Origin of the sequence: Lentibacter algarum, assembly GCF_018860975.1 — a bacterium.
Classification (GTDB): Bacteria; Pseudomonadota; Alphaproteobacteria; order Rhodobacterales; family Rhodobacteraceae; genus Lentibacter; species Lentibacter algarum_A.
This window is the reverse complement of sequence record NZ_JAHKQI010000002.1, coordinates 219,543-232,191: the sequence shown is the minus strand read 5'-3', so window position 1 is coordinate 232,191 and position 12,649 is coordinate 219,543. Positions and strand designations below refer to the sequence as shown.

General features: G+C 57.3%; 15 protein-coding genes. 7 read left to right on the top strand and 8 right to left on the bottom strand.

What is annotated here, in order from left to right; genetic code table 11:
* The first annotated feature begins 10 nt into the window (after nt 1-10).
* Together mnmD and KO498_RS01780 are read left to right on the top strand one after the other, a co-directional pair.
* The gene (mnmD, locus tag KO498_RS01785) at nt 11-682 is read left to right on the top strand and encodes a tRNA (5-methylaminomethyl-2-thiouridine)(34)-methyltransferase MnmD (RefSeq protein ID WP_215958156.1); all 672 of its coding nucleotides are present in this window, start codon (nt 11-13) and stop codon (nt 680-682) included.
* Nucleotides 679-1,548: a DMT family transporter gene (locus tag KO498_RS01780; protein WP_215958155.1), complete on the top strand. Its 870-nt coding sequence runs from the start codon at nt 679-681 to the stop codon at nt 1,546-1,548. The genes mnmD and KO498_RS01780 overlap by 4 nt, the downstream gene beginning before the upstream one ends.
* Here KO498_RS01780 and KO498_RS01775 read toward each other — a convergent pair.
* Complete coding sequence (locus KO498_RS01775; protein WP_215958154.1) at nt 1,536-3,503, bottom strand: lytic transglycosylase domain-containing protein; 1,968 nt, start codon at nt 3,501-3,503, stop codon at nt 1,536-1,538. The genes KO498_RS01780 and KO498_RS01775 overlap by 13 nt on opposite strands.
* Nucleotides 3,504-3,643: 140 nt before the next feature.
* Between KO498_RS01775 and dapA the strand changes: the two genes are divergently transcribed.
* Nucleotides 3,644-4,519, top strand: a complete 876-nt coding sequence (gene dapA, locus KO498_RS01770) for a 4-hydroxy-tetrahydrodipicolinate synthase (protein WP_215958153.1) — start codon at nt 3,644-3,646, stop codon at nt 4,517-4,519.
* An 8-nt stretch (nt 4,520-4,527) separates the two neighbouring features.
* Here dapA and KO498_RS01765 read toward each other — a convergent pair whose 3' ends face one another.
* The 3 genes from KO498_RS01765 to KO498_RS01755 are packed head-to-tail and all read right to left on the bottom strand — an operon-like array spanning nt 4,528 to nt 7,028.
* The gene (locus KO498_RS01765) at nt 4,528-5,289 is read right to left on the bottom strand and encodes a LamB/YcsF family protein (RefSeq protein ID WP_215958152.1); all 762 of its coding nucleotides are present in this window, start codon (nt 5,287-5,289) and stop codon (nt 4,528-4,530) included.
* A gap of 3 nt (nt 5,290-5,292) precedes the next feature.
* Nucleotides 5,293-6,300, bottom strand: a complete 1,008-nt coding sequence (locus KO498_RS01760) for a biotin-dependent carboxyltransferase family protein (protein ID WP_215958151.1) — start codon at nt 6,298-6,300, stop codon at nt 5,293-5,295.
* On the bottom strand, nt 6,297-7,028 hold the full coding sequence (locus KO498_RS01755; RefSeq protein ID WP_215958150.1) for a 5-oxoprolinase subunit B family protein: 732 nt from the start codon (nt 7,026-7,028) through the stop codon (nt 6,297-6,299). Before KO498_RS01755 ends, KO498_RS01760 begins: the two co-directional genes overlap by 4 nt.
* Before the next feature lie 126 nt (nt 7,029-7,154).
* Here KO498_RS01755 and KO498_RS01750 point away from each other — a divergent pair, with 126 nt between their 5' ends.
* From KO498_RS01750 to KO498_RS01740, 3 genes are read left to right on the top strand one after another with little or no spacing between them, the layout of a single operon-like run.
* Entirely contained in the window at nt 7,155-7,859 is a 705-nt protein-coding gene (locus tag KO498_RS01750) for an ABC transporter permease (protein WP_215958149.1), read from the top strand.
* Nucleotides 7,853-8,563 carry an ATP-binding cassette domain-containing protein gene (locus KO498_RS01745; RefSeq protein WP_215958148.1) on the top strand — a complete coding sequence of 237 codons (711 nt, stop codon included), beginning with the start codon at nt 7,853-7,855 and terminating at the stop codon, nt 8,561-8,563. The genes KO498_RS01750 and KO498_RS01745 overlap by 7 nt, the downstream gene beginning before the upstream one ends.
* The gene (locus KO498_RS01740; RefSeq protein ID WP_215958147.1) at nt 8,563-9,390 is read left to right on the top strand and encodes a substrate-binding domain-containing protein; all 828 of its coding nucleotides are present in this window, start codon (nt 8,563-8,565) and stop codon (nt 9,388-9,390) included. The genes KO498_RS01745 and KO498_RS01740 overlap by 1 nt, the downstream gene beginning before the upstream one ends.
* Before the next feature lie 8 nt (nt 9,391-9,398).
* Here the strand turns inward: KO498_RS01740 and truB are convergent, their stop codons facing one another.
* The 3 genes from truB to rbfA are packed head-to-tail and all read right to left on the bottom strand — an operon-like array spanning nt 9,399 to nt 11,481.
* Nucleotides 9,399-10,304, bottom strand: a complete 906-nt coding sequence (gene truB, locus KO498_RS01735) for a tRNA pseudouridine(55) synthase TruB (RefSeq protein ID WP_215958146.1) — start codon at nt 10,302-10,304, stop codon at nt 9,399-9,401.
* Nucleotides 10,305-10,355: 51 nt separating this feature from the next.
* Entirely contained in the window at nt 10,356-11,105 is a 750-nt protein-coding gene (locus KO498_RS01730) for a phosphodiester glycosidase family protein (RefSeq protein ID WP_354667605.1), read from the bottom strand.
* The gene (rbfA, locus tag KO498_RS01725; RefSeq protein WP_215958145.1) at nt 11,089-11,481 is read right to left on the bottom strand and encodes a 30S ribosome-binding factor RbfA; all 393 of its coding nucleotides are present in this window, start codon (nt 11,479-11,481) and stop codon (nt 11,089-11,091) included. The genes KO498_RS01730 and rbfA overlap by 17 nt, the downstream gene beginning before the upstream one ends.
* An 88-nt stretch (nt 11,482-11,569) precedes the next feature.
* Between rbfA and dapB the strand changes: the two genes are divergently transcribed.
* A complete protein-coding gene (dapB, locus tag KO498_RS01720) occupies nt 11,570-12,379 on the top strand; it encodes a 4-hydroxy-tetrahydrodipicolinate reductase (RefSeq protein WP_215958144.1) in 810 nt (269 codons plus the stop codon).
* A 60-nt stretch (nt 12,380-12,439) separates the two neighbouring features.
* Here the strand turns inward: dapB and KO498_RS01715 are convergent, their stop codons facing one another.
* Nucleotides 12,440-12,619 carry a DUF1674 domain-containing protein gene (locus tag KO498_RS01715; protein WP_215958143.1) on the bottom strand — a complete coding sequence of 60 codons (180 nt, stop codon included), beginning with the start codon at nt 12,617-12,619 and terminating at the stop codon, nt 12,440-12,442.
* Nucleotides 12,620-12,649: the final 30 nt, after the last annotated feature.

Below are 12,649 nucleotides of genomic sequence, written 5' to 3'. Positions count from 1 at the left end.
TAACCTCTAAATGAACCAGACAGCCGAGCTTTCCTGGCGTTCAGGCCAAGTGCCTGTTTCCGAGCGCTTTGATGATCCCTATTTTAGCCTCGAGAATGGTCTCGCCGAGACCACTTATGTGTTTCTCGACGGGAATGATCTTCCCGCCCGGTTTCGTGACGGATTTCACATTGCCGAGCTCGGATTCGGCACTGGCTTAAACCTGCTCGCCACGCTCAAGCTCTGGCGTGATAGTGGCCAGCAAGGCTGTCTGCATTTCACCAGCTTTGAGGCCTTCCCGATGGATGCTGAAGCCATGCTCAAGGCGCAGGCTGCTTTCCCCGAACTTGCCGACATCAGAGAAGAGCTCGCGCCGCATTGGCTCTCGGGCGCGACCGCGATCAAAACTGAAAGTCTCAGCTTCAACCTTATCCTCGGTGATGCGCGTAAAACAGTCTCTAATATGGCGCAAAAGTCCGACGCCTGGTTTCTTGATGGTTTCTCACCAGCCAAGAACCCCGAGCTTTGGGAGCAAAGCCTGCTCGCCCAAGTCGCTGCTCAAACTGCCCCCAAAGGAACCGCAGCAACCTACACCGCAGCGGGTTTCGTGCGCCGATCGCTGGAAGCCGGCGGTTTCACCGTGCAGCGCCGCCAAGGATACGGCCGCAAGCGCCACATGACAGTCGCAAGGATGCCCGCATGAGCGCCCAGAACAACACTCGCCTCGGCATCGGGCTGATGGTCGCAACAACCTTCATCTTCGCGGTGCAAGACGGCATTTCGCGCTATCTCGCTGGCGAGTATAGCGTGCTTATGGTGGTGATGATTCGCTACTGGTTCTTCGCCGCATTTGTAACCGCTGTCGCTTCGCGCAAAGACGGTGGCATCCGTGCCGCTGCCCGCACTGAGCAACCTTTCCTGCAAATCTTCCGTGGCCTTCTCCTCGCTGCCGAGACTTGCGTGATGGTCTACGCCTTCACGCTGATTGGCCTTGTCGAAAGTCACGCGATCTTCACATCATACCCTTTGCTCATTGCTGCGCTTTCCGGCCCGATCCTTGGAGAAGCCGTCGGTTGGCGGCGCTGGACAGCGATTTTCATCGGCTTCGTCGGCGTGCTCATCATCCTCAAGCCTGGGCTTGGTGTGTTCGCGCCCGCGGCAGTCGTGCCGCTTGCCTCCGCCCTCATGTTCGCGCTCTACGGTTTGCTAACGCGTTACGCCGCCCGTAAAGACACTGCCGAAACGTCGTTCTTCTGGACAGGTGTTTCAGGCGCGATCGTAATGACAGTTGTCGGCGTGTCCCAATGGGAACCAATGACAGCACATGATTGGTTCTGGATGGCAGCGCTCTGCGTCATCGGCGCAACTGCGCACTACCTGCTGATCAAAGTCTATGAAGTTGCCGAAGCCAGCGCCGTGCAGCCGTTCGCTTACTTACAACTGGTGTTCGTCTCGTTTATCGGCGTGTTTGTGTTCTCGGAAACCGTCGCGCTAAACGTTGCGATCGGCGCGGCCGTTGTTGTGTGTGCTGGGCTTTTCACGCTTTGGCGCGAGCGTCAGTCAAGCTGAAGTTTGCGCATCGTGCCGCCGACAAGCTCCTTGCTGAACGGCACCGGAAGCGCCGCATCTCCAAGCCGCGCACGGTAGACAGGCAGGCTTTCGGCAACGCGCATCACATAATTGCGCGTCTCGTCAAAGGGAATGCTCTCGATCCAGTCAATCACGTCGATCACCCCTTGCCGGGGATCGCCCCGCTCGTTCATCCAGCCGTCAGGCCGCGAAGGGCCGGCGTTATATGCCGCCGCCATCATAATCACATTGCCGTCATATCGCTCTGCCAGTTTCGCAAGATAAGCTGAGCCAAGTTCGGCATTGTAACGCCAGTCGTTCAACACCCGCGACGGCACATGATCATGCCCCAACTCGCCCGCAACTTCGGCGGCGGTCGGCGGCATCAGCTGCATCAACCCAAGAGCGCCCGCGCCGCTGGCAACGCTCGGGTCAAACTCGCTTTCCCGCCGCGCTATCGCGAGCGACATTTCTACAGGCACAGGAAAATGCATATTTTGCATTGGGTGCAGCGCGTAATAGTGCGCAGGCAACGTAATGCCGCGCTTCACGCTGGCCTTTCCAAGCATCACCGCAAGGTGCGGCGCGCCAATGTCGAGTGCAAAATTTCCAAGCTGCCCAAGCGTCTTGCGGTCAGCGTCCTCACCAATCTTCAATATGAACTGTTCAGCCAGGCTCAGTTGCCCGTTCTTGGCCAACAAAGCCACGAGCTTTGCCAAGTCGCCCTGCGCAAACTCCGCCTCTTGCCACGCGGGGAAGTATTCGCTGCCGGAAAGCGCAGAATCAGTCTCTAATCCCGCCCGTTCAGCTGCCAGTAACCCGTAGAAACTCGTCTGGTGCTGGCCTCCGAACTCATACGAAAGTTGCGCCTCTCTGGTCTTTCCGAGCGCGGTATAGGCCTCGCCCAGCCAAAAGCCCGCACGGCCAAGCGAAATCGGTGTTTCAACAGCCCCTATGAACCGCTTGAAATGCACAACAGCCTGCCCCGCGTTGTTCAGCTTTCGCAGCGCAATATACCCCGCAAGCCATTCAAGATCAGCAAAGGAACTACCTGCCGTCAGCCCGTGATTGATGGCCAGCCTGTAAGCCGTGATCGGATCGTCTTCGCGCATGATTTGCCGCGCAAGGCTACGCCGCCATCCGGCCCAGCGAGCCGGTTCCCCCAACTTACCCTCTTCGCTCTGGTCGAGCATCAGCTTGATCGTGCGCTCCTTACTGCCGCGATGATAGTTCCACAGAAACTCCTCATACTTGAGCCCCGGATCACTGCGCAGCTTTTCAGGCACAGAGGCGATAACTGCCTCGGGGTCTTTCGCCTTGGCACGCAGTTGCAACCGCGCACGCGCAAGCTTGGCCTGATCATCAGACACCAGCGCAATCATCCTGTTCGCATCATCCTTCAGGCCGCGAAACAGCGCCATATCAAGCCGCGCCTCGTGATGTGGCGCCAGCAACTTGGCGTGGTCTTTCAAATAGGCCTTATGTAGCTCCGCGCTCAGATCAAAGCTCCGCCATGCCATGATCAGCGTAGCTTCGGCTTCGTCGCGTTCACCTGCCTCGATCAGCGCTTTCGTGAAAGTCAGAATGCCCTGCCCTGTCTGCGCCGTATGCCCCTTGAAAAATCGCAAAACCTGCGAGTTGGGCGCGCCTCGAAAATGCTTCTCGTTGCGTGTCTTGAGGCGCTCAAGCCCCGGCCAATGCGGATAACGCTCTACGAAAGCAAGCACAGCGTCAGCCGGGCCTGCCCCGCCTTGCAACCGCAACCACTCAATAAAAACCTGCGCTTCAGGTGCAGCTTTCGCAGCCAATACATCAGCTGTCGCCCAGTCGCCTTTTGACGCGGCAACAATTGCGCTGCTCAGCGGGCGCGGCGCTGCAGGCGCTTCGGCGAACACGGCACCAACAGGCATAACCATGGCTAAAAGAAACAGGAACCGAGCAAACATCTCTTGCATTTTTCCTTAACAAACAGGATAGAACAGGCGCAGCATAGCTTGTGTTCACACCATGCGCCAACTCACGAAAGCGCGTGCTCATGAGCTAAGGCCTAAAACCGCCGGTCGCAAGGCCTGTAAACACAATGAAGGAGCGCATCATGTTCAAAGGCTCAATGCCTGCCCTGATCACGCCGTTTAGCAACGGAACTGTGGATGTAGAAGCGCTCAAACAACTGGTTGAGTGGCATATCGGTGAGGGCTCTCACGGGTTAGTGCCCGTCGGAACATCAGGCGAAAGCCCAACGCTGACGCATGCCGAGCATGACTTGGTTGTGGAAACCGTGGTTAAAGCAACTGCTGGCCGCGTGCCCGTTATCGCCGGTGCCGGCTCAAACAACACACTCGAATCAATTCGCCTCGCGCAAGCGGCTGAAAAGGCCGGTGCTGACGGTGTGCTGGTGGTTACGCCATACTACAACAAACCGACGCAAGCAGGCCTCATCGCGCACTTCCGCGCTGTGCACGACTGCTGCAACCTGCCGATCATCATCTACAACATCCCGCCGCGGTCTGTTGTTGATATGTCACCCGAAACTATGGGTGAGCTGGCCAAATTGCCACGCATTGCCGGCGTAAAAGACGCCACAGGCGATCTCAGCCGCGTGCCGCTTCAACGTATCACTTGCGGCAAAGACTTCATTCAGCTTTCCGGCGAAGACGCAACTGCGCTTGGCTACAACGCGCACGGCGGATCTGGCTGTATTTCTGTCACCGCCAATGTCGCACCTGCACTTTGCGCCGAGTTCCAGACAGCAACGCTTGAGGGCGACTACGCCAAAGCGCTAATCTTGCAAGACAGACTCATGCCGCTGCATATCGCGATCTTCCTTGAACCAGGTCTTGTGGGCGCCAAATATGCTCTTTCAAAGCTCGGTCTTTGCAGTCCGGAAGTGCGCTTGCCGCTTACGGCTATCACCGCCGAAACAGAAGCCGCCATCGACGCCGCAATGCGCCACGCCGGATTGATAAACTAGACTCTAACTTAGCCAAATTGCGCTATTTCAACACCCGAACTTGTGAGTTTGGCCCGTAACGCACGGGCCATACTCACGGCCTCTGCCGTATCGCCGTGCAGGCATACAGTGTCGATCTTTGCAGGTATGCGCTTGCCGCTCGAGGCAATGATCGCGCCTTCCTGTAGCATGAGCAAAATGCGCTCTGCCGCGGCATCAGCATCATCTAACACAGCGCCCTTTTTCGAGCGGTCAACCAGCGTCGCATCATCCTCATAAGCGCGGTCGGCAAATATCTCGCCCGCCCAGTTCGCACCAAGGTCTTGCGCCACGCTTTGCTGCGCGGTTTCACACAGCACCATCAAGGTTATGTCAGGGTCAACCCTAAGCGCTGCCTCATAGCAAAGCCGCGCCAGCCCCGCGTCTTCCGAACACATGTTCGACAATGCACCATGCAGCTTGAAGTGCCGCACCTGTGTGCCAACGCTGGCAGCTATGCCCCGCGCTGCTCCAAGCTGATAAGCAATCAGATTTTGCAGTTCTTCCGCGCCAAGTTTCATCCGCCTTCGTCCGAACCCTTTGAGGTCAGCAAACCCCGGGTGCGCGCCTATGCCAACATCATTCTGAACTGCAAGTCGCATCGTGTTGGCCATCACATCAGGATCACCGGCATGAAAGCCGCAGGCAATGTTGGCCGAGCTGATCACATCAAGCAGCGCCGCATCATCACCCATTTTCCAGGGCCCAAAGCCCTCGCCCATGTCTGAATTGAGATCAACCTTGATGGTCATGTGCTACTCCTCATCGCCAGCGACTGCACCGCTGATCAACTGATAACTCAGCAAGTTCGCGATGTCATGTGGGCTGCGTATCACTGGCTCTGATATGTCTCTAAATCTGCGCAAAACGTCCCTTTCAGGTGTGAACAGCCTGTCTGCCTCTTCAAGTGAAATCACTTCAAACCAGAGTTCAGAGTCGGGCGCGGCTTGCGCAACAACCGGCATATCTTCTTCCAGCACCGCTCCAATTCTCGGGTAACCACCTATCGTCTGACATTCCGCCATGAGCACGTAAGGCTCGCCAGCGCCTGTCATCTGGATGTCGCCCGGAACAATCACATCAGACACGACCCCAAGCTGGTCTGTCGCGTTAAATCCGGCACCGGCGTGCTCAAGTTTTGCTGCCTGACGGTTGGCTTGTCCGCTCTTGCGAAATCTTGTCGCAACAAAGCGTTCAAACACATCAACACTGTAATGTTCAGTCTGTGGCCCTGTCACAAACCTGAGCCTGCCGCCAGAAAACCTGTCGGCGATCGGCACTGCAAGGGGCGGCGCAGCGAGGTTGTTGTCTTGGCCAAGTTTCAGCTGGTCACCACCCTGCAAGCCCTTCCCAAGTCGCGCACCCAAATGCGTTGCGACGCTGCCAAGTTGCTTTCGCTCATCAAACCCGCCGCCAAAGGCGACATAGCCGTAAACGCCCCTCCCCGAAGGCCGCAGCGTCAACACTTCATCTGGCATCAAAATATGGCTGGCGTTCCAGCGCAAAGCACGCCCGTCGATATCAGCTTTCATTGGCGCGCCCGTCAGCGCAACCCGCTGCGGTGCGCTCACCGTTGCTTGCAGCCCCGTCGGTGTCTCGATCGCGGCAATGCTCATGTCGCCGCCCAGCAAGGCCGAAGCCTCAAGCAATGCGTGCCTGTCCATCGCCCCTCCGCGCGACAAGCCGTATTTCAAAAACCCCTCACGGCCCAAGTCTTGCAAGGTGGTGTTCGGCCCGGCTTTAAGCAGCGAAACGACGCTCATGTTGCGGCCTCTTCAAGCTTGGCTCCACCCATGTTTTCAGTCTCTAACAAAGCAAAATCATGCTCGGATACGGCCTCAAAGACTAGCTCGTCACCGGCCGTCAGGGCAAAGGGGTGTTCAGCGTTTACATCAAATAATGGCAGCTTCGTAAGCGCGATCTGCCGCCAGCCAGTTGGAGAGGGATTGGCAAACAAAACCAACTGCCGCACAGCGATTACCAGCGCGCCAGCAGGCACCGACGGCGTGAGCTCGGCTTGCCGCCCGATGTTCCAATGCTCTGGCAACATGCCCAAATATGGCTGCCCCGGCGCAAACCCAAGCGCGAGCACCCGCACCCTGGACTGACTCAGCTCGCGCACCGCGGCCTCTTGCGACACGCCCGCAAGCTCAGCCGCTTCTCGCAACTGCGGACCGGCATCACCGCCGTAAAGCGCCGGAACCCGCCACAACCGGGCAGGCTGAATTTTGGTATCAGCAAACCAGTCACGACTGTTCAATAGCGCCTGCAAACTGTTCACAATGTCTTTTCGCGCAGCAACACCGCGATCAAAGCGCACAAACACCGAGGCCAGCGCTGTGCTCACTTCAAGCACACCCGCAATCTCATCCGCCTCGACCTCGGTTGCAAAACGCAAAACAGCACGATTCGCCACATCATCAAGTTGGTCTGCAAAACGCACAAGGTAGCCTTCGGTTCCCAGTGGCAAGATGGCAGGCATATGGCTCATGGCTTTCCTTTACGAAACATTCGTGGGCCATTTTGTCAGCAATGTCGCAAATGAAAAGCGTCTATTCGCTTACCGTTGCTGTCTGCGCCTGCTTCCTGTGTGAATATTACCCTCAAAGGAGGCCCGATGCTCGAAATTTGGGAAGGTATGAAAGCAGCAACTTGGCTTGTGCTGACGTTTGACGCCGATTTGGTCGAAATCGCCATGCGCTCGCTATTTGTGACGCTGTCAGCCGTGGCCATCGCCGCGCTTATTGCTTTTCCGCTCGGGGCGTGGTTGGCGATAAGCCGCTATCGCTTTCGCCGGCTTGTTATCGCCACGCTCAACGCACTTATGGGCCTGCCGCCTGTCGTTGTCGGCCTCGCGGTCTATCTGCTTCTGTCACGTTCCGGCCCCTTCGGAGTTATGGGGCTGTTGTTCACGCCATGGGCGATGATCATTGCGCAGGTCATTATCCTCACGCCTCTTATCGCCAGCATAGCGCATCAGTCTATCCGCGATCTCTGGGCCGAGTATCATGACCTGTTGATTTCGCTCAACACCAGCCGCTCACAACGCATTAAAACGCTCCTCTGGGACAGCCGCCGCGCCCTGCTCACAGCCGCACTCGCAGGCTTTGGCCGTGGCATCGGAGAAGTCGGCGCAATCATGATCGTCGGCGGCAATATCGACCATGTCACACGCGTTATGACAACCGCCATCGCGCTTGAAACCAGCAAAGGTGACTTCGCCCTCGCAATCGGCCTTGGGTTTGTGCTCATCGGCCTCTCTCTCACGGTAAATATAGCGATCCACATGCTCACCGGAACCGAGGTGCGTGACCGATGGTAAGCATTCTGCCCCTCACCCTGTCTCAAGCCACGGTTTCACGCAGGGAAAAGCGCCTGCTCGGCCCAATTGATCTCACGCTCGAGGCGGGCGGGATCACCATCGTCCTTGGCCCCAATGGCGCGGGTAAAAGCACCTTGCTCAGGCTCATGCACGGGTTGGAAAAGCCAAGCTCGGGCAAGCTGCGTTATGCCGCTCCGCGCGCGCTTGCCTATTCACAACAAGCCTTCGTGTTTCAAACACCTGTTATGCTGCGCCGCTCTGTGCTTGGCAACTTGAGTTACCCGCTCACCACACACAAAATGCCGCGCGCTGAAGCAGAAAAACAGTCTCTAACATGGCTTAAACGGCTCGGGTTAGGCTCTCATACCAGCCAACGCGCCTCACAGCTTTCGGGTGGTGAGAGACAAAAGCTCGCCCTTGCCCGTGCGCTCATTCGTCAGCCAGAACTCCTGTTCCTTGACGAGCCCTGCGCAAACCTCGACGGCGCCGCCACCCGCGATATCGAGCGCTTGATCATCGAAGCCGGCGCATCCGGAACCCGCATCATCATGGCGACACATGATCTGGGTCAGGCGCGCCGTCTGGCTGATGATGTTTTGTTCGTCCATCACGGACTCATTCATGAACAAAGCGAAGCCGCTACATTTTTCGACAATCCGAAAACAACCGAAGCACGCAGTTTTTTAAAAGGAGATCTAATCTAATGAAACGCCTGTTCCTTACCCTCGCCGCCACTCTGATGTTCGCAACCACTGCCTCCGCAGAGAGCCTCAAGCTGGCAGTCACCACGTCATTTCACAACTCCGGCCTGTCTGACATTCTGCTGCCTGAAATCAAGCAGGACACCGGACTTGAAGTGCAACTAATTGTTGTCGGCACAGGCCAGGCGCTTCGTCTCGGGGCCGCGGGAGATGTCGACGCTATCTTGGTGCATTCCCGCAAGGCTGAAGACGCCTTTCTCGCTGAAGGCAACGGCACTCACCGCCGCGAGATAATGTATAATGACTTCGTGATCATCGGGCCAGAAAGTGACCCCGCTGCAGTAAGCGAAGAGTCACAAACTGTCATCAACGTCCTGCAACGCATCGCCGATGAACAAGCGCCCTTCGTCAGCCGTGGCGACGACAGCGGAACCCACAAGAAAGAGCTCGCACTTTGGAGCGCCGCCGGCATAACCGAAGAACAGCGTTTGCCGCGGTGGTATAAGGAGGCAGGCGCTGGTATGGGCGCATCGCTCAACACCGCGTCGGGCGTTAATGCCTATATTCTGGCCGACCGGGCGAGCTGGCTCAACTTCGGTAACAAAGGCACTCTCAAGCTGCTCTTCGCCGGTGATCCGACCCTGTTCAACCAATACGCCTACATTCCCGTAAACCCCGCGAAGCACGGGCACGTCAAACACTCCGAGGCTCTTGCACTTGAGGCATGGCTTACAGGCCCTCGCGCCGCCGAGCTGATCAACAACTACAAGATCAACGGCGAAACGCTGTTTACCTTCAACGCGGAGGCAATGCTCGAAGCTGCTGAGTAAGCTAGGCGCTACTGATTGAACACGCGGCTTGGGTGTAATTCTCCGGCCTTGTAGACGCCGACAGCCACAGCCTTGCCATCAAGGCTCGCCCAACACTCGTCGCCGTATTCGACATCGGCGGCGAGCACCATGCCGGGGTTGCCGTTGCGCAGTTTGGCCGCGCCTTCGGGCGTGGTCTTTAGCTCGGTCACATCAGCAAGGCCAATTTCTAGCGGCAAGATATGCGCATCTAAAGCCACGTCATGCGCCATCTCTTCAATCTGCTCAAAAGTCAGCCCTTCGTCGGCCTCAAACGGCCCGGACCAGACTCTACGCAACCACGAAACGTGCCCTTTGCAGCCGAGGGCTTCACCAAGATCACGCGCAATCGAGCGCACATAACCGCCCTTGCCGCAGATCATCTCAAGCTTGGCATGGTCAGCATCCCGGCGGTCAACCAGCGTCAGTTCCTCTACCCACAAGGGCCGCGCCGCAAGCTCAACATCTTCGCCGTCACGCGCCAGCTTGTAAGCCCGCTGCCCGTCGATCTTCACCGCAGAAAACTTCGGCGGCACTTGCTGGATGTCACCAACGAACTTGAGCAATGCTTCTTTGATGTCGTCGTCGCTTGGCCGAGTGTCCGATCGCGCAATTACTTCGCCCTCGGCGTCATCAGTGTTTGTCGCTTCACCGAGCTTCACCTCAAACTCATAGGCCTTCAGCGCGTCGGTGATGTAAGGCACCGTTTTGGTCGCCTCGCCCAGCGCCACAGCCAAAACACCGGTTGCATCCGGGTCAAGCGTGCCAGCATGGCCCGCCTTTTTCGCCTGTAACGCCCAGCGCACTTTGTTAACAACTGACGTCGATGTCATGCCAGCAGGTTTATCAACCACCAGCCAACCCGAAATATCGCGGCCTTTGCGTTTGCGTCCCATGTCTGCCCCTTACTGCAAGATGTCGCGGGTTAGCGCAGCCGCCACGGCGCGTCAATCGGCGGCTTCAACCACACCTATAATCGGCCCAAGCAAAAAGCCCTTGTCGTTACGGTTAATGTCGGGCGCATAAATGCGCGAAACATTGCCGTCAAAGTAAAGCGCTTGCGGCAGCTTTAGCGCGTCACGCACAAAGCTGCCCAACTCGTGAAAGGTGACTCGGTTGTTTGAAATCACAAACACCGCGCGCTTGCCGTCAGCGCTTGTCGCGACACCGTTGCGCACATAACGGCTGGTGCTGTCGCGTAAAAACCTCGGGTGGAGTTCACCGTCAATCACCAGCATCGGGCCAGATTGCGTCGCATGTTTACATTCAGGCTTCTGGCGCAAAAATTGTTTGGTTTCAAACACATCGGCACGTCCGTCGCGCACACAAAACACCCCGTTCGGCAGCAGCCCAAAGTTGCCCGGCCCTGCGTTCGGAATCACCCGCATGAGTTCAACACCGTTTTCAACATAATGCCCAACAGGCGCGCGATCGTCGTGATACATGCCCGCGTTTGCAGCAAAGGCGAGCTTCTTGTTCTCAAGTTTCAGAACGTCATCAACAGCAAAGAATTGACCCAGAACAGAGCCTTCTTCGCTTTCTTTGTAAAACAGCCTTAGCTCTTCAACGCCCGCATCAACTTCGCAAATTGTGTAGGAGTTGCCCTCATACACGCGGTCTTCACAGCTGACCGCCCCCACAGTTGAAGCAAGGCAGCTTAGCCCGAGGGCAAATATGAGGTTAGTTGTCCAAGTCACGTTTAACTTCGGGGCGCGCAAACATCGCGTTCGTGGCGTCCATCTGATCAAAGGTTGTATCAAGCAAAAACTTAAGGTCAGGCGTGTGCCGCAACCCGACTTTCTTGCCAACAATCCGCCGCAGCTCATGTTTGTTGCGCCCAAGCAGCTCAAGCACAACATCCTTGCCCTCGCCCGCCAGCGGCAAAACAAAACAGGTCGCGATCTTGAGGTCCTTAGAAACCCGCACCTCGCCAACCGTGATCGAAAGCCGGTTGAGATCAGGGTCGTGAATGTCCCCTTGCATCAAAACCTGCGCGAGCGTGCGGCGGATAACCTCGCCGACGCGCAACATGCGCTGTGAAGGTGCGCCATCATTTGAATTACTCTTAGCCATATGCAGCAGTTAAACACTCTGCAAAGCTTTGCCAAGCTCCCTCAGGCGCGCTATGAGCAGCATAAGCAACATTTTACCGGAGCCAAGCATGTCAGATCTACCAGGGATAACCATTACAGGCGCCTCAGGCCGCATGGGGCAGATGCTTGTCAAAACCGTAGTGCAGTCGGACAAGGCCCGCCTCGTTGGTGCGGTTGAGCGTGAAGGTCACGATTGGGTCGGCAAAGACATTGGTATGCTCTGTGGCTTGGGCGAAGTCGGTGTGCTTGTCGAAAGTGATCCGCTGCCCGCCTTCGCACGCTCACAGGCGGTCATCGACTTCACAGCGCCCGCTGCCACGCTTGAGTTTGCGGCGCTAGCAGCGCAAGCCCGCGCCGTGCATGTAATCGGCACGACAGGCATGTCAGAAGCCGAAATCGCCTTGTTAGAGCCTGCTTCTCGGCATGCGGTGATCGTGCGCGCTGGCAATATGAGCCTTGGGGTCAACTTGCTTACACAGCTGACAAAGAAGGTCGCCGAGGCGCTCGATGATGACTACGACATTGAAGTGATCGAGGCCCATCACAACCAGAAGGTTGATGCCCCTTCAGGCACTGCTCTGATGCTCGGAGAGGCCGCCGCCGAAGGTCGTGGTGTTACATTGTCCGATGTTTCCGATAGCGGACGTGACGGCCTGACCGGCGCGCGCAAAAAAGGCGACATCGGCTTCTCGGCGATCCGCGGCGGCGATATCATCGGTGAACATGACGTAATGTTTGCCGCCGCTGGCGAGCGCATCACTCTGCGGCACGTCGCAACTGATCGCTCGGTTTTTGCCCGTGGCGCACTCAAGGCCGCGCTTTGGGGCCAAGACAAATCTCCTGGGCACTACAACATGCTCGACGTTCTCGGGCTGTAAGCCAGCTCTTTTTCTTGGCACAAATATCCCCGCCGGAGGCTCCGACGCTTCAAAGCCGGCTCAAAAATCGATGGCGATGCCCTTTTTTTCCCAGTCGCCGTAGCGCGCAGGGTCGGGCCCGTCACGCCCGCCGAGCTCCTTGGGGGCAGCCTTCATAGCCGCATCACGCGCAACACGTCGCTCTTCGGCTTCAGCCAAAGCGCGTTTGGCGGCGTCGGGCAGATCATCACGGTTTGACATGGCGTATTCCTTTCGGCTCGCACCTGATAT